We start from the raw sequence: 17366 nt of genomic DNA on the forward strand, positions 1-17366 counted from the left end.
TAGGGTTAGCGGTAGGCCGCCTCGAGCGCGGCGGCGATGCGGTAAAGCATCATCTCCGACAGGTGCGCCCCGGTCAGCATCGCGCCCACCGGCCGGCCGTCGGCGAGCGGCCCCACCGGCACCGAGATCGACGGGTGGCCCGTCGCACAGAAGGGTGCGGTGTTGGCCGTCATCGCGAACGCGGAGGTGACGATCTGCTCGCGCGTCGCATCCGGCCCCGGCAGCGGGGTGGCGGCGATGGCGGTCGCCGGCATCAGCAGCGCGTCGCAGCGGGTCAGCGCCGCGTCGTAGGCCGCGGTCAGGGCGCGGTTGAGGTTCTGCGCCTTGCCGTAATAGCGGCCGTTGTGACGGCTCGCCATGTAATGGCCCATCAGGATGCCGAGCTTCAGCGTTTCGGACAGTTCGTCCGCCCGCCCGCGCCAGCGGCCGTGCGCGTCGAGCTGGCTTTCCAGGTACACGCCCTTGGCGTTGGTGCCGTAGGCGTTGTCCTGCATCATCAGCCGCGTCGCGCCTTCCAGGAAGATCGGCGTCCAGATCGCGTTGCCGTGCGCATGCATCGGGATCGGCATCTCGACGATGCGGGCCCCGGCCCGGCCGAGCCGCTCGGCCGCGGCGTGCACCGCATCGTTGACCGCCGCCTCCGCCCCCGGCCGGGTGAACCCTTCCGGCACGACGCCGATGGTGAGGCCGGCGACGCCGCGCGAGAGCGCCTGCGTGTAGGGCTCGGCCGGCGCCCCCTTCTGGCGCGGGTCGAGCCCGTCGGGCCCGGCCATCACCTCCAGCATCAACGCGTTGTCGGCGACGGTGCGCGTCATGGGACCGGTGTGGTCGATCGTCTGCTCGACCTGGAAGATGCCGGTGTAGGGGACGAGCCCGTGCGTCGGCTTCATGCCGACGATGCCGCAGAACGAGGCGGGGATGCGGATCGAGCCGCCCTGGTCGCCGCCGGTCGCCATGTCGACGATCCCGGCCGCCACCAGCGCCGCCGACCCGGATGACGAGCCACCGGCGTTGTAGCCGGGCACGGCCGGGTTCTCGACCCGATGCGGCCAGGAGGTATGGCTGCCGCCGGACGCGCAATAATACTCGCACTGCGCCTTGCCGAGGATGGTGGCCCCGGCATCCAGAAGCCGCGTGACGACCGTGGCGTCGATCTCCGGAACGTAGCCCGCCAGCACCGAGGCGCCGTTCGCCATCGCGACACCCGCGACGGCGGTATTGTCCTTGATGGCGACGGTCCTGCCGGCGAGCTTGCCGCGCTTGGCGCCCTTGATCTCCGACAGCGTCGCCCAGGCGCCGTAGGGGTTGTCCGCCGGCGCCGGGCGGCGGCCGGGGGTGCGCGGGTAGCGCACCGGGGGCAGCGGCTCGGCCATCGCCGCCACCTGCTCGTAGGCGTCGAACAGCCCCTGCATCAGGCCGTGGAACGAGGCGGCGTCGGCCGGCGACAGGTTGAGACCGAGTTCGGCGCCCGCTTCCGCGACCGCGCCGGCGTCGGGGCGCTGGATCGCCACGTTACATCCGCGTCCAGTCGCCGGCCGCCTCGAAGGCGGCGGCGGCCTGGTAGATCGTCGATTCGCCCCAGTGCTTGGCCGTGAGCATCATGCCCACCGGCAGTTCGTCGACCATGCCGCAGGGGATCGACATCGACGGGTGGCCCGTGACGTCGAACGGGGCAGTGTTCTCGATCATCTCGAACGCGCGCTGGACGACGAGGGCGAGCGGGGCGTCCGCCGGCGGGATCGGCGGGGCGCGCATCGGCGTCGTCGGCATGACGAGGATGTCGTAGCTCGCCAGCATGTTGTCGTACGCCTTGCGCAGGTTGCGCGCCTGGTTCTGCGCCTTGGCGTAGTAGTGCCCGCGGTGGAAGCGCTGGAAGTACTCGCCGACGAACATGGTGATCTTCAGCGGGTCGGCGAGCTCGTCCGCGCGGGACCGCCAGTTGGCGTGGTAGTCGAGCAGGCTCGTGGTGTGGAGGCCCTTCCAGCCCGTCCCCATGCCGTTGCCGCGCATCATCTGGTTGGTGCCGCCCTCGGCCGCGATGGGGAGCCACACCGCCATCGCCGTCGCGTGCCAGGGGATCGACACTTCGTCCACCGTGGCGCCCATCTGGCGGTAGAGTTCGGCCGCCTTGCGCACCGAGGCGTCGACCACCTCCTCCGATTCGGGCCGGCCGAAGCCCTCGCGCACCAGCGCGATCCGCAGGCCCCGCACGCCCTTGTTGAGCGCTTCGGTGTAAGCGTCGGTCTTGGGCGCGTACTGGCGTGGGTCGAGGCCGTCCTTTCCGGCGATCACCTCCAGGCACAGCGCGTTGTCGTAGACGTTCTGGGTCATCGGGCCGGTGTGGTCGATCGTCGTCTCGATCGGCATCACGCCGGAGTATGGCACCAGCCCGTGCGTCGCCTTCATGCCGTAGATGCCGCAGAAGGACGCCGGCATTCGGATCGACCCGCCCTGATCGCCGCCGATGGCGATGTCCACCTCGCCGGCCGCGACCAGCGCGCCCGACCCCGACGACGAGCCGCCGGTGGTGTGGCCGAGCTTGCGCGGGTTCTGCACCGGGCCGGTGGCGTTGGTGTGACTGCCGCCGGAGAAGCAGAAATACTCGCAGTGCGCCTTGCCCTTGATGACGGCGCCCGCATCGAGGAGCCGCGTCACCACCGTCGCGTCGACGTCCGGCACGTAGCCCTTCAGCGTGGAGGCGCCGTTCATCATCGGCACGCCGGCAAGGCAGATGTTGTCCTTCAGCGCGATGGTCCTGCCGGCGAGCGGCCCGCGCGGGGCACCTTTGATGTCGGTCTTCACGTACCAGGCGTTGTAGGGGTTTTCTTCGGCGGGCGGGCGGTAGCCGGAGGTGCGCGGATAGGCGACCTCGGGCAGGTTATCCGGCATCGCGTCGAGCGCGTCATAGTGCTTGATGGAGGCTTCCATCAGGCCCATGAACTCGCGGATCCGCTCGTCGGAGAGGTGCATGCCGAAGTCCTCGGTGATGGACTTCATCTGCGCGAACGAGGGGCGTTGGACGGTCATGCGGGCGAGCCTTTGAACGGGGTCGTGCCGGGCGAAGAGGTCGGCGGCGGGCGCGGTGGCGCCGTTGGTCTTCGGTGCGGGGGCGGCCTTGGGCGCGGCTTTGGCGCTGCCGCCCTTGGCGTTGAGGCCGGTGAATTCGGCGATCAGCGGCGCGTCCTTGTAGTCCGCCCGGTCGATCACGCCGGCGACCTGGCCCTTGCCCAGCAGCACCAGCTTGTCCGACAGGTCGGTGATGAACTCGAGGTTCTGCTCCACCAGCAGGATCGACAGCCCGCGCCGCTTGGCGAGCTCGCTCAGCTTGTCCTCGATCATGTCGACGATGGAGGGCTGGATGCCCTCGGTCGGCTCGTCCAGCAGGACGAGCTGCGGGTCGGAGACGAGGCAGCGGGCGAGCGCGAGCAGCTGCTGCTCGCCGCCCGACAGCGCGCCGCCCGGCCGGTCGAGCAGGCGTTCCAGCTGCGGGAACTCGGCGAGCATCGCCTCGACGGCGGCCTCCTCGTCCTCCGCGCCGTGGGCGGCGATCCCCATCCGGAGATTGTCGCGCACGGAGAGCGTCGGGAAAATGCCGCGCCCCTGCGGCACGTAGCCGATGCCGAGGCGGGCGCGGGTGTGGCTCTTGTCGCGGGTGATGTCCATCCCGTCGAAGTGGATGGAGCCGCCGGTCGCCGGGACGAGGCCCATGAGCGTCTTCAGAAGGGTCGTCTTGCCCATGCCGTTGTGGCCGAGCACGCCGACGATCTCGCCTTCCCCCACCCACACGTCGACCCCGTGCAGCACCGGCACGCGGCCGTAGCCGGCGCGAAGGCCCTTCACGTGGAGCAGCGAGGACGACGCGCCGCTACGGCTCCGCGCCTCGGGCGCCAGCGCGGTCAATGCTTGTGCCCCAGGTAGACGTCACGCACCGTCGGGTCGGCGGACACCTCGTCCATGGTCCCCTCGATCAGGATGGCACCGCGGTGGAAGACCGTCACCTTCTGCGCGATGGCGCGGATGAAGTTCATGTCGTGCTCCACGACGATCAGCGTCGCCGTCTCGTTGATGCTCTTGATGAGCTCGGCGGTGAACTCGGTCTCCTCGTCCGTCATGCCGGCGGCGGGCTCGTCGAGGAGCACCAGCCACGGCTCGGCGGAGACGACCATCGCCAGCTCGACCCATTGGCGCTGCCCGTGCGCCAGCGCCCCCACCTGCCGGCGGCGGATGTCGCCGAGGCGCACGCGCTCGATGGTCTCGGCGGTGAGGGCCTGGGCGCGCCGGTCGGCATGGAAGCGGCGGGAGGCGAGCCAGATGTTCTCCTCCACGCTGAGCGAGTCGAAGACGTTGGGAACCTGCGTCTTGATGCCGACGCCCAGCTCCGCCACCTCGTGCGGGTCGGCGCCGGTGGTGTCGACGTCGCGGATGGTGACGGTGCCCTCGGTCGGCTTCAGCTGCCCCGTGAGGCACTTGAAGAAGGTCGACTTGCCGGCGCCGTTGGGGCCGATGAGGCAGCGCAGCTCCCCGGAGGCGAGGCGGAAGTCGACGCTCTCGTTCGCCACCACGCCGCCGAAGCGCATGGAAAGGTCGCGTGTCTCGAGGACGGTTTCGCGGCGCGTACGGGCCATCACATCACTCCGCCGGTTGCACGCTGCGGCGCGCCCCGCCGCGCGCCCGGCGCCGCGCGGCACGGCCGGAGCGGCGGGTCCAGCGCCGGCCGGCCAGCTCGATCACCGTCGGCACCACGCCCTTGGGCAAGAGGAGCACGAAGCCGATCAGCACCAGGCCGAGCACCATGTTGGCGTTGACGGTCTGCTGCGTGCCGAGCTTGGACGTCAGCCAGAAGATGCCGAACGCGCCCAGGATCGGGCCGATCAGCGTGCCGCGACCGCCGACGATGACCCAGATGATCACCTGCGCCGCATAGGAGAGGCTGAAGAGATCCGGCGTCACGCGGCCGATGCCGTTGGCCATCAGCACCCCCGCGAGGCCGGCGAGCCCGCCGCCGATGGCGAAGAGGCCGAGCTTGTAGACGCGCGTGTCGTAGCCGAGCAGCTCGGCCCGCGTCTCGTTCTCGCGGATCGCGACGCAGACGCGGCCGAAGTGCGTGCGCGTCAGCCAGATGCAGCCGAAATAGGCGAGGATCAGCGCGCCCATCGCCACATAGAAGAGATGCTGCGGGAACAGCATCGCCCCCGACCACGGCACCTGCAACGGCGGCGCGGAGGTGCCGTTGAAGCCGCCCAGCAGCGCGGTGCCGATCTTGTACTCGGGTCCCGAGGTGCGGCGGATCAGGTTGAAGAGGATCAGCGTCACCGTCAGCGTGATGACGCCGAGGTAGACGTCGCTGATGCGACCCCAGAACATGAAGTAGCCCAGGATCGCCGCCGCGAGTGCCGCCACCAGGATCGCGACGATCACCGCGCCGGTGGTGTCGCCGAAGTTCTGGGCGGCGACGGCGTAGGCGTAGGCGCCGAGGCCGAAGAACGTCGTCTGCCCGAAGCACAGGATGCCGCCGTAGCCCCAGACGAGGCCGAGCGAGAGCGCCAGTACCGCGAGCGCGATCGCCGTCGTGAGGTTGATGATGGTGAAGAGCTGGAGCACCTGCGGCGCCCCGAACATGAAGACGAGGCCGATGACCCCGACGGCGATCAGCCGCCCTTTGTCGGACCAGCGGTTCACAGGCTGCGCCGGAAGAAGCGGCCGGTGATGCCGGTGGGGAGGAGCCGCAACAGGATGATCGCGGCGACGAGCAGTGCCACCTCGCCCACCGTGGGGCCGGTGATGAAGGTGATGACCTGGTTGATGAAGCCGAGCAGCGCCGCGGCAGAGGCCGTGCCCGCCAGCATCGCCGCCCCGCCGGATATGACGGTGATGAACGCCTTGGCGATGTAGGCCGCGCCGATGGTCGGCACCACACCGGTGATCGGCGCCAGCAGCGCGCCGGCCAGCCCCGCGACGGCCGAGCCGAGCCCGAAGGTGATCATGTAGATGGTCGACGTCGACACGCCGAGCGCGGCCGCCATGTCCGGCCGCTGCATGGTGCCGCGCGCCAGGAGGCCGAGCTTGGTGAACTTCATCACCGCGAAGACGATCGCGAACAGGATGATCGTGAAGACGATAAGGAGGAGTTCGTAGCCGGACGTGTAGAACTCGCCGATGTGCAGCGCGCCGACCGGGGGCGACACGGTGGTCGACGTGGTGGGGCCGAAGATCGTCGTCACCAGGCCGATGAGGAAGAGCGACAGGCCCCAGGTGGCGAGCAGCGTGTCGATCATGCGCCCGTAGAGGAAGCGGATCAGCACCCGCTCGACGATCACGCCGATGAGGCCGACCACCACAGGCGCCAGCACCAGCATGGCGAGCCACAGGTTGACGCCCGCGTTGGTGGCGACGACGACGGTGTAGCCGCCGAGCATCAGGAACTCGCCGTGTGCGAGGTTGATGACGCGCATCATCCCGAAGATGATCGCGAGGCCGAGGCCGATGAGCGCGAGGTTCGCTATCCCGTAGGCGACCTGCAGGACGATGACGGCGGCGTAGTCCACCCGGTTCTCCGTGACGCGGAAGCGGTGCGGCGGCAGGACGCCGCCGCAGAGGACGACGGCCCGAGGGCCGCCGGAGGCGCGGTTACTCGATGCCGGCCGCGGCGAGGCCGTTCTCGAAATAGAAGGTCGACTGGTTGGGGTTCTCGTCGAGATCGCAGACGAGCAGCGTGTCCGCCGGCGGCTGGTTCTCGAACTCCTCGATGATCTCGATCTTCTGGTTCTTGATCTCGCCGATGTAGACGTTCTGCAGCGCGTGGTTCGTCTTCGGCTCGATCGTCACCGTGCCGGACGGGCCGGCGTAGCCGACCGGGCTGCGCAGCGCCTCGATCACAGCGGTGCGGTCCTTGGTGCCGGCCTTCTTCACCGCCTCGGCCCACAACATGACGCCCTCGTAGGAGCGGGCGGTCGCCTCGCCGATATAGGGGATCTCCTCGGAGGAGGACGCGCGCAGCTTCTCGACGAACTCGGCGTTGGCGGGCGTGTCGATCTCCTCGAAGTAGGCGTAGGCGAGGAGCATCCCCTCCGCCGCCTCGGGCGAGACGAGGAGGTGCTCACCGCCGAGCGCGAACGTCGTCGAGGCGAGCGGGATCTGCGTCGTCAGGCCCGCGGAGGCATACTGGCGGTAGAACGAGATGTGCGCCGCGCCGACGAGGGCCGACATAACGAAGTCCGGCTTGGCCGCCTGGATCTTCTGGATCGACGGGCCGAAGTTGGAGACGTCCAGCGGGAAGAACTCGATGTCGACCGTCTCGCCGCCGTTGTCCTCGACGTACTTTTTCACCCACTGGGCGGTGATCTGGCCGTAGTTGTAGTCGGCCGCGACGACGTAGACCTTCGGGCCGAACTTCTCCATCGCGTAGGGGACGAGCTTTTCGACCGTCTGCGCCGGGGTGGAGCCGGTGCAGAAGTTGTTCATGTCGCACACCCCGCCCTCGTAGAGCGTGTTGTAGAAGTAGAGCGACTGGTAGCGGTTGAGGAGCGGACGGATCGCCTCGCGCGAAGCGGAGGTGATGCCGGCGTGGACGACGTCGGCCCGGTCGCCGGCCGCGGCCTGGGTGGCGAACTGGGTGTAGAACTGGATCGTCGTCTGCGGATCGTAGGAGATCAGCTCGATCTCCGCGCCGTTGAGGCCGCCGGCGGCATTCAGCTCGTCGACCGCCATCTTGGTCGCCGCCAGCATCGGCCGGCCGAGCAGGTCGAGCCCGCCGGACTGGTCGAGGATCGCCGCGAGCTTGATGGTGTCGTTGGCGGCAGCGCGGCCGACGATGCCGGGGGCGGCCAGCACCAGCGATGCGGCGGATGCGCTCTTGAGAAGAGTGCGGCGGTTGATCGTCATCGGAAGTCCCCCTCTGGGTGCGGCGTCGCTCACTCGGCCGCCTCGCTGCTCGTGCCTTTTTTGCCCGACGGCTTGGTGCCGGTGGCGCTGCCGGCCGGCTTGGTGGCGCCGGTCGTCTCGCCGGTCAGCCCGCCCGTCAGACCGCTGGTGACGCGGTCCATGCTGCCGGCGATGTTCATGCCGATGTCCTCGCCGAGCTTCTGGACGGCGGGGAGTTGCAGCGCCATCGACAAGATCCCGTCGACGACCTGGTTGACCATCGGCCCGCCACCACCGCCGTACTCGCCGCCGCCGCCGCCGTGACCGTTGGCGACGGGGCCGAAGCCGGAGACGTGGTTGATGCGGATGGAATCGATTTTCTCGGCCGGCTTGACCATCTCGCGCACCACCTCCGGCAGCGCCTCGACCTTGGCGAGGTCGAGCTTCATCTTGATGATCGCGTCCGACTGGGCGTTCTCGGCGGCGTAGAGCGCGCTCTCGCCCTCGGCCTTGGCGAGGAGCTCGGCCTTGATCGCCTGGGCCTTGGTGTGCATCGCCTCGGCTTCGGCGGCGGCCATCGCACGCACCGTGTCGGCTTCGGAGGCGACGCGGGTGTCGTCCACCTCGGCGGCCTCCTTCGCCTTGATGACGGCGAGCGCGCGGATGCGTTCGGCGACCGCGGTCTCGCGCGCGGTGTCCACCCCCTCGCGGGCGGTGGCTTCCTCGGCGATGGCGGCCTGGGCGGCGGCTGCGGCGGCCGCCTCCTCCGCCTTCTTGGCGGCGAGCTTGATCTCGGTGTCGTGCCGGGTCGACTGCACGGCGAGCTTGGATTGCAGCGACAGCTCGTCGATCTCGCGATCGGACTGGATCTGCTTGGCGCGCACTTCCATGTCGCGGCGGATGCGGGCGTACTCGCGCCGCTCCTCGGCCTCGGACTGGCGCTCGGCGGTCTCGGCCATCGTCTTGGCGCGCTGCACCTCGATGGCGAGCTGCTGGGTGAGCTGCGCCTCTTCCTCTTCCTGCTCGATGACGAGCTTGCGCTTGGTGGCGTCGAGGTGGGACTGGCGCACCGCGACGTCGGCCGAGTCCTCGATCTCGGCGCGCTCGCGGCGGTTGGTGGCGATCACCTCGGCGAGGCGGCGCATGCCGACCGCGTTGAAGGCGTTGTTCTGATCGAGCGCCGAGAACGGTGTCTGATCGAGCCGGGTCAGCGACACCGCCTCCAGGACGAGGCCGTTGGCGGCGACCTTCTCGGTCAGCTCGTCCTTCACCTCGGCGACGTAGCGGCCGCGGTTGTCCTGCAGCTCGTCCATCGTGTACTTGGCCGCGACCGACAGCAGCGCGTCGACGAGCTTGCCTTCGAGGAGATCCTCGACGTCGGATGCGCGCACCTTGCCGCCGAGAGCCTGGGCGGCCGTGGCGACGCCCTCGTCCGAGGGCTGGACGCGCACGTAGAACTCGGCGGTGGTGTCGATCCGCAGGCGGTCCTTGGTGATGATCGACCGCTCGCCCGCGCGCTCCACCTCGAGGCGCATCGTCTTCATGTTCACTTCGGCGATGCGGTGGACGATCGGCAGGCCGAGGGCGCCGCCGTCCAACACGACGCGCTGGCCGCCGAAGCCGGTCCGCACCAGCGCCGTCTCGCGCGTCGCCTTCACGTAGAAGCGATTGAGGAAAAGAATCGCCACCACGGCGATGACGAGGATCAGAAGTACGATGATCCAGCCCACGACGGCCCTCCACGTTGCAACGAGTGCTGCTGCAACGACCGTGCCATTTCACCACACCGCAAAACGATGGGACTCACCGCGCGGCGGGATGGCGTGCCAAATCCGGCGGCGGAACCGTCATGATTATTTATATAAATTCAACGCTTTACACCGCGAAGCGTCGACACCGGACCAACCATCGGCGTGTGAATTTTGGCATTCAATCAAACTCGGCGCAGGCGCCGCGGCGGTGAGAGGTCGACACCGGGGCCGCGAGGGTGCCTCCGCGCGAGGCATGAGCCGCCCTCGAGGGTCCGCATTCATAGGACATGAAGGCCCGGACCCGCGGCGAACGGCGCGCCGCTCCAACATATTATGAACAATATAGCCCTATTTAAACCATATATAATTCGCTACCTATGAAGTCATCGAATTAGGCCATGTCAGCTGATGGTGGAGCGTTGGAACCGGCTCCGTAGAGGGGCGCTGTCCAGGCGGACGCGAATCGCGCTCCTCGCCGCTATCGGCGCTATCCTCGGCGCGGGCGTTCCCATCACCCTCAGCATCGTCATCGCCCGCGACCTCACCTTGCGGGAGATGAACGGCCAACTGGAATCCTACGCCTCGCTGCCGGTGAAGCGCGCCCAACGGGCCTTCGCCGACGCCGCGCGCGTCCTCGACGACATGTCCGCCTACGCCGACTGCACCACCGAACATATCGAGGCGATGCGCCGCGTGGCGATGAGCGAACTCTTCATCGACGAGGTCGGCTACCTGCGCGGCGACGAGCTCGCCTGCACCTCATGGGGCTCCGTGGAGCCGGGGATCCGCCGCGCCGAGATCGACTTCGTCACGGCCGACGGCCTCGAGACCTCGAACCGGATCCTGCCGTCCGTCACCGGCGCGCGCGCGGCGATCGGCCTGCACAAGGGGGCGCACAACGTCCTCATCTCGCAGTTCCGACTGGTGAGCCTGCCGGCGCTCGACGGGGTGACCCTCGCCCTCGCCTACCGCACCACCGACGGCACCGCCTACCTGCTGAGCGAGCGGGAGACGGCGGCGAGTTCGCTCCTGCTGCGCGTCCTAGACGGTGCCCCGCTGCCCTATGGTGCGCGCACGTCCGAGCGGGGCCGCTTCATCGCCCTCGCCAGCTCGAGCCTGCCGCTCCACGGCGCCACCTACCGCCAGTTCATCCTTTGGATGCTGCCGATCGGGATCACGCTGGCGGCGCTCATCATCACCAACGTGATCTGGCTCTCGCGCCGGCAGCTGCGGTTCGACCGCCAGATCCTCGCCGCCCTGCGCAACGGTGAGATGCACCTCGTCTACCAGCCGATCATGGAGCTGCACACCGGCACCTGCATCGGCGCCGAGGCGCTCATCCGCTGGCAGCGGCCCGACGGGCACATCATGCGCCCGGACCTGTTCATTCCGGCGGCGGAGGACGAGGGCGTGATCGGCGAGGTGACGCGGTTCGTCTTGCGCCGCGTGCTGGACGACCTCGGCCCGCTGCTGCGCTCCACGCCCGAGGCGCACGTTGCGGTGAACCTCTCCGCGCAGGACATCGCCTCGGCGACCTTTTCCGGCTTCCTCGCCGCCGAACTGGATCAGGCCGGCGTCGCCGCGCGCAGCGTCCACCTGGAGGTGACCGAGCGCGCGCTGGTCGACCCGGTGAGCAGCATCGCCACCTTCGCCGCCCTCCGGCACGCCGGCCACCGCCTGTCGATCGACGACTTCGGCACCGGCTATTCCAGCCTGCAATACCTGCAAGACCTGCCGGTCGACGCGCTGAAGATCGACAAGAGCTTCGTCGACGCGATCGGCCGGGAGATGGCGCGGCGCGAGGTGATCGAGCACATCATCGACCTGGCGCTCTCGCTCAACCTCGGCATCATCGCCGAGGGGATCGAGACGCCGGTGCAGGCGGGCTTCCTGCGCGCCCACGGCGTCGGCCAAGGGCAGGGCTACCTCTACGCGCCGCCGCTGGCGCTCGACGCCTTCCTGCGCTTCTACGAGGCGAAGGCCAGGCACGACGGCAAGCGCGCCGCCGCCGCGACCCTCGCCAGCCGGCCGGCGCCCCGCGTGCTGGTCTGAGCGGCCCAGCGCGCCGGCTGCGTCGTTCTGGCACGTGAGAAATCATAAGCGCGCGACGACGCTCGGCCGCCATTTCGTTGGCATGGCATACAATCTGCTCTCCTCCCGCCACGACCCCCATCGAGGCATGAGGAGAGCACCATGAAGAGACGCGATTTCCTGGCGGGCGCCGCGGGCGCCACCATCGCGGCCGGCACGCTGGCCACGCCCCACGTCGCCAAGGCGCAGTCGACCTTCTCCTGGAAGATGACCAACGCCTACGGCCCCGGCTCGCCCTACTACGTGGAAGGTCCCGGCAGCCCGACCGACTTCTGCCGGAAGGTTGCCGCGCTCTCGGGCGGGCGCCTCACCATCCAGCACTTCGCCGCCGGCGAGCTGATCCCGGCGCTGGAGGGCTTCGACGCGGTACAGAACGGCGTCGTCGAGATGAACGCCGCCAATGCCTACTTCTGGGCCGGCAAGATCCCCGCGGCCCAATATTTCACCACCGTCCCCTTCGGCATGGACGTCAAAGGCACCAACGCGTGGATGTACCACGGCGACGGCATCAAGCTGTGGCACGAGATGTACGAGCCGCTCGGCCTGATCGCCTTCCCGATGGGCAACACCGGCGTGCAGATGACCGGCTGGTTCCGCAAGGAGATCACCTCGGTCGCCGACTTCGACGGCCTGAAGATGCGCATCCCCGGCCTCGCGGGGAAGGTCTACGCCAAGCTCGGCGTCAACGTGCAGCTTCTCCCCGGCGGCGAGATCTTCCCGGCGCTGGAACGCGGCGTGATCGATGCGGCGGAGTTCGTCGGCCCCTATCAGGACCGCCGCCTCGGCCTGCAGAAGGCCGCGAAATACTACTACACCACCGGCTGGCACGAGCCCAACAACGTCACCGAGCTTCTCATCAACAAGGCCGCCTGGGACAGCCTGCCGGAGGATCTGCAGACGATCGTCACCTCGGTCGCGGCCGAGTGCAATCTCGTCAGCAACGCCTGGTGCGACGCCACCAACGCCGAGGCGATGGTCGACCTCGTCGAGAACTTCGGCACCATCGCACAGCCGCTCCCCGACGACGTGGTCGCCGAGCTGAAGACGCTCACCGAGGAGACGCTCGCCGAAGGCGCGGCCGCCGACCCGCAGACCCAGACGGTCCACGACAACTATTTCGCCTTCAAGAAGCAGTATGCCGCGTGGGCCAACCAGTCGCTCCAGCCGCTGCTGCCGCTGCTCTACTCTTGAGCGCCCTGGTGAAAATCGCGGACGGGGCCGAGCGCCTCGTCCGCATCGTCGGCGAGATCGTCGCCTGGACGGGGCTCGCGATGGTGCTCCTGATCGCCTTCAACGTCATCGCCCGCTACTTCTTCTCCTACGGCCTGGTGGCGTTGCAGGAGCTGGAATGGCACCTGATGGCCGTCGGCGCCCTCTTCGGCATCACCTACGCGCTCAACCGGCGCGAGGAGGTGCGGGTCGACGTCCTCTATGCGCGCTTTCCGCAGCCCGTGAAGCTCGCCATCGACGCTCTCGGCGCTCTGCTCCTCGGCCTCGTCGCGCTGAAGATCGCACAGCTTTCGGTCGGCTTCGTCACCCGCAGCTACGCGCTGGGGGAAGGCTCGGCCGACCCCGGCGGTCTGCCGGCGCGCTATGCGCTCAAGGCGATGATTCCGACCGCCTTCGTGCTCCTCGCCATCCAGGCCTTCGCCCGCTTGGTGCACGACATCGCCGCCCTCGCCGCCCCCCGTCCAGACACGGCCGGACACTGACCCATGCCCGTCAACGAGATGCTGGCGCTCGGCATGATCGGCGCCTTCTTCGCGATGCTGCTGATCGGCTTCACGGTGCCGGTGTGCCTCGCCGTCACCGGGTTCGTGTTCGGCTACCTCGGCTTCGGGGGCATGCTGTTCGGGCTCCTGCCGGCGCGCGTCTTCGGCGTCGTCACCAACTACACGCTCCTCGCCCTGCCACTCTTCATCTTCATGGGCATCATGCTCGAGCGCTCCAAGATGGCGGAGGACCTGCTCGACGTGATCGGCCTCGCCATGGGCGGCCTCAAGGGCGGCATGGCGCTGGCGATCATCATCGTCGGCGTGTTGATGGGCGCGGCGTCGGGCGTCGTCGGCGCGACGGTGGTGACGATGGGGCTCATCGCCCTCTCCCCCCTCCTGCGGCGCGGCTACGATGCCGGGCTCGCCTCCGGCGTCATCTGCGCGTCCGGCACGCTGGGGCAGATCATCCCGCCGAGCCTGGTCCTGATCCTGCTGGCCGACATCATGGGCGAATCGGTCGGCACGCTGTTCGCGGCGGCGCTCATACCGGGGCTGATGCTGGCTGGGCTCTTCGTCGCCTACGTCCTCGTCCTCGGCCTCGTCAGCCCTCACAAGATGCCGGCGATCCCGCTGGAGGAGCGGCGCCGGACCTCCGGCCGCGCGCTAGCCGTCAAGCTCCTGACGGTGGTGGTGCCGCCGCTGGCGCTGATCCTGGTGGTGCTGGGGTCGATCATCGGCGGCGTCGCGGCGCCCACGGAAGCGGCGGCGATGGGCGCGTTCGGCTCCATCGTCCTGGCGCTGCTGTCGGGCCGGCTGACGTTCTCGCTGATGCGCGAGGTGGTGCGCGGCGCGCTCGTCACCTCGGCGATGGTGTTCTTCATCCTGATCTTCGCGCAGGTCTTCTCGCTCGCCTTCCGCGGGCTGGGCGGCGAGCGGCTGGTGCAGGACGCCTTCGCCTTCGTCCCCGGCGGACTCGACGGGCAGCTCCTCTTCCTGATGGCGCTCCTCTTCGTGCTCGGCTTCTTCCTGGAGTGGATCGAGATCTCCTACATCGCGCTGCCGCTCTTCCTGCCGGTCCTCGACCAGTCGGGCGTGGACCTCGCGTGGGTGGCGATCCTGATCGCGGTGAACCTGCAGACCTCGTTCCTGACCCCGCCGTTCGGATGGGCGCTCTTCTTCCTGAAGGGCGTCGCGCCACCGGAGGTGAAGACGGGCGACATCTACCGCGGCGTGATCCCGTTCATCCTGCTGCAGCTCGTCGGATTGGCGCTGGTCTTCCTGTTCCCCGCCACCGCGCTTTGGCTGCCGGACGCCATCGGCTGGTAGTCCCCGCGATCCGGCCGGCGCGGCCGGATCGCCCCGCCCGTCGCCCCCGGCCCGGCGGGTGCCGGTCGGGACGGCTTGCCCGTCGCTGACCGGCCCCGCCCTGCACCAGCCTCGCCCGCCCCTCACCCGCCCGGTCGAAGCCGGCCGCCCCCACCTATCCTTTGGGCGAAGGACCAGCGTCGCATCGGAATAGATGGCGTGCGAACGGTCGTGATCGCGGCGCCCGCGGCGTCGTCGCGCGCGCACGCAGCCCGCAGGACGCGGCGCGATCGCGCCTGCGCCCACCCTGTCGGGAGCAGCGCGCGACACCCGGCCAAACACAGTTTTCCCCATTGCGCCCGTAGTCCCGAGCGGCCGACCGCGCGACCTCTTCACCACCAGGCCGGCGCTCCATGCCCTGCCCGGGGGCTGATCGGTGGCCTCCCATACACGATCCATCGAGGGGACGAGACCGGACGGGGGATGCGACATGACCAACCGCTCGACAACCGGCCGAAGCGCTTCGCGCAGCCGGCGCACCTGCGCCGCCACGGCCCTTCCACCCCAATCCGCCCTTCCCCGCACGGAGCCGGCACGATGAGCGCGACACTCCCTCCTGGCGGCGCCAGAACCGGCGCCGAGCGCGGCAGGTTCATGACGCGCAGGCTGCGGTCGCTACGCTCGCCCTTCGGCGTCTCCGGCGAACGGCGCCATGGCATGGGCCGCGTCTTCGTGCTCAACGCGATTGGCGGCGCGCTGGTCGTCGCCACCTTCCTCGCCATCTGCTCCTGGTCCTACCTCGCCGCCGAGGACGAACTGATCGAGACCGCGGAGTTCACCGCCGAGAAGTGGGTGCGCGCCGCCCTCGCCGACACCGACGTGCTCGCCCACATCCTGACGGGCGAGGCGCTGCCTGCCGCCGACCGCGCCTATCTCGAAGCCATCACCCACACCGCCGGCCTTCTCGGCTTCGCGGTCTACGGCTCGCTCGGCCAGCAGCTCTTCGCGCACAGCGCGGCCAGCCCCGTGCCGCTGCCCGATGCGGCGCTGGCCGACGCCACGACCGTGCGCCGCGCCGACATCCTGCGCGACACCGCGGACGGCCGCGCCCAGATCATCGCCCGCATCTCGCTGCCGCTCGCCAGCATCAGCCGCAACAACGGGTCGATTGTCGTGATGATCGACCAGAGTGACGCGATCGGCCTCTACGAGGGGGAGATGCTCGGCACCATGATGCTGACGGGGCTGTTGGCGAGCATCGCGCTGGCCAACTGCATCGTCGTCGCGGTCCTGCTGAAGCGCAAGCAGCGCAGCGACGAGCAGATCCTCGTCCTCGCCCACAAGGACAGCCTGACCGGCCTCGCCAACCGCAACCTCTTCCAGGACGTGCTCGACCGGCACTTCCCCGTCGACCTCGCCGCGCGCAGCAGTATCGCCCTCCACTTCGTCGACCTCGACGGGTTCAAGGCCGTAAACGACACGCTGGGTCACCCGGCCGGCGACAAGCTGCTCCAGCGTGTCGCCCAGCGCCTGCTGGCGCTGGTGGACGAGAACGGCCTCGTCGCCCGGCTCGGCGGCGACGAGTTCGCGGTCCTGCAGTCGAACGTCACCTCGCCGCATGAGGCGGAGGTGTTCGGCGCACAGCTGGTGGAGAGCGTCCGCACGCTGCGCAAGGTGGACGGCAATGCGGTCAAGGTCAGCCTGTCGGTGGGTACCGCGCTGGCGCCCGGACACGCGGTCACGGCCGAGGACCTCGCCAAGTTCGCCGACATCGCCCTCTACCGCGCCAAGGAGGCGGGTCGCGACCGCCAGGTCACGTTCGCCGCATCGATGGGCGACGAGGTGCAGGCGCGCAACTACATGCGCATGGTGGTGCTCCAGGCGATCGAGTCCGGCGCGTTCGAGATGAACTACCAGCCGATTTGCAGTGCCGAGGATGGTCGGATCACCGCGTTCGAGGCGCTCGCCCGCCTCCCCGCGCGCCTCGGCCGCCGGTCGATCGCGCCGGCCGACTTCATTCCCGTGGCCGAGGCGATGGGGCTGATGCCGCGGCTGGGCGCCTGGGTGCTGCACGAGGCGTGTCGCACCGCGGCGACGTGGCCGGTGCCGGTGGCCGTCTCGGTCAACCTGTCGGCGCAGCAGTTCAGCGAGGACATCGTCGGGACAGTGAGCCAGGCCCTCGCCGGCTCGGGCCTGCCGCCGGAGCGGCTGCATCTGGAGATCACCGAGTCGCTGCTGATCGCCAACGAGGGCATCGTGACGCGCCAATTGACCGCGTTGAAATCGCTCGGAGTCGGGATCGCGCTGGACGACTTCGGCACCGGCTACTCGAGCCTCAACTACCTGTGGAAGTTCCCGTTCGACAAGCTGAAGGTCGACCGCTCGCTGTTCGATTCCATCGAGCTGTCGACCGGGGTCTGCGAGGTGCTGCGCACGATCACGGCGATGGGCGCGGCGATGCATCTGACCGTGGTCGCCGAGGGGATCGAGACGGAGGAGCAGCGCCGCTTCGCCCGCCGCGCCGGCTACGACGAGTTGCAGGGCTATCTCTGCGGCGCCCCCGTCGCGGCCGAGGCGGTGCCCCCGCTGCTCCTGCGCCGCCCCCACGGCGGCCCGCCGCCCCTGCTGCTGGCGGCCGGCTGAC

The 17366-nt window shown here is 69.3% G+C and carries 12 protein-coding genes; 5 read left to right on the forward strand and 7 right to left on the reverse strand.

The genetic code is table 11. The annotated features are described in order from the left end of the window. Positions 1–5: 5 nt before the first annotated feature. The 7 genes from MRB58_RS02970 to MRB58_RS03005 form a co-directional block, all read right to left on the reverse strand. Complete coding sequence (locus MRB58_RS02970) at positions 6–1511, reverse strand: amidase (protein WP_244780219.1); 1506 nt, start codon at positions 1509–1511, stop codon at positions 6–8. A 1-nt stretch (position 1512) separates the two neighbouring features. Then, positions 1513–3900, reverse strand: a complete 2388-nt coding sequence (locus tag MRB58_RS24910; protein WP_371747227.1) for an amidase — start codon at positions 3898–3900, stop codon at positions 1513–1515. Continuing rightward, positions 3897–4625, reverse strand: a complete 729-nt coding sequence (locus MRB58_RS02985) for an ATP-binding cassette domain-containing protein (RefSeq protein WP_244780220.1) — start codon at positions 4623–4625, stop codon at positions 3897–3899. Before MRB58_RS02985 ends, MRB58_RS24910 begins: the two co-directional genes overlap by 4 nt. A gap of 4 nt (positions 4626–4629) precedes the next feature. Then, complete coding sequence (locus MRB58_RS02990) at positions 4630–5679, reverse strand: branched-chain amino acid ABC transporter permease (RefSeq protein WP_244780222.1); 1050 nt, start codon at positions 5677–5679, stop codon at positions 4630–4632. Then, positions 5676–6545, reverse strand: coding sequence for a branched-chain amino acid ABC transporter permease (locus MRB58_RS02995; RefSeq protein WP_244780223.1), 870 nt, complete (start codon positions 6543–6545; stop codon positions 5676–5678). The genes MRB58_RS02990 and MRB58_RS02995 overlap by 4 nt, the downstream gene beginning before the upstream one ends. Before the next feature lie 82 nt (positions 6546–6627). Continuing rightward, the gene (locus tag MRB58_RS03000) at positions 6628–7881 is read right to left on the reverse strand and encodes an ABC transporter substrate-binding protein (protein WP_244780225.1); all 1254 of its coding nucleotides are present in this window, start codon (positions 7879–7881) and stop codon (positions 6628–6630) included. Between the two features lie 29 nt (positions 7882–7910). Next, positions 7911–9590, reverse strand: coding sequence for a flotillin family protein (locus MRB58_RS03005; RefSeq protein ID WP_244780227.1), 1680 nt, complete (start codon positions 9588–9590; stop codon positions 7911–7913). Between the two features lie 429 nt (positions 9591–10019). Here MRB58_RS03005 and MRB58_RS03010 point away from each other — a divergent pair, with 429 nt between their 5' ends. The 5 genes from MRB58_RS03010 to MRB58_RS03030 all read left to right on the forward strand — a co-directional run bounded on the left by MRB58_RS03010 (position 10020) and on the right by MRB58_RS03030 (position 17365). Continuing rightward, positions 10020–11663 (forward strand): EAL domain-containing protein, encoded by a 1644-nt coding sequence (locus tag MRB58_RS03010; protein ID WP_244780229.1) that lies wholly within the window; start codon positions 10020–10022, stop codon positions 11661–11663. Positions 11664–11804: 141 nt separating this feature from the next. Further along, on the forward strand, positions 11805–12893 hold the full coding sequence (locus MRB58_RS03015) for a TRAP transporter substrate-binding protein (protein ID WP_244780231.1): 1089 nt from the start codon (positions 11805–11807) through the stop codon (positions 12891–12893). Positions 12894–12901: 8 nt separating this feature from the next. Further along, positions 12902–13414, forward strand: a complete 513-nt coding sequence (locus MRB58_RS03020) for a TRAP transporter small permease subunit (protein WP_244780233.1) — start codon at positions 12902–12904, stop codon at positions 13412–13414. A 3-nt stretch (positions 13415–13417) separates the two neighbouring features. Further along, entirely contained in the window at positions 13418–14743 is a 1326-nt protein-coding gene (locus MRB58_RS03025; protein WP_244780235.1) for a TRAP transporter large permease subunit, read from the forward strand. A gap of 576 nt (positions 14744–15319) precedes the next feature. After that, positions 15320–17365, forward strand: coding sequence for a bifunctional diguanylate cyclase/phosphodiesterase (locus tag MRB58_RS03030; RefSeq protein ID WP_244780237.1), 2046 nt, complete (start codon positions 15320–15322; stop codon positions 17363–17365). The last annotated feature ends 1 nt before the right edge of the window (position 17366 follow it).

Origin of the sequence: Acuticoccus sp. I52.16.1, assembly GCF_022865125.1 — a bacterium.
GTDB lineage: Bacteria > Pseudomonadota > Alphaproteobacteria > Rhizobiales > Amorphaceae > Acuticoccus.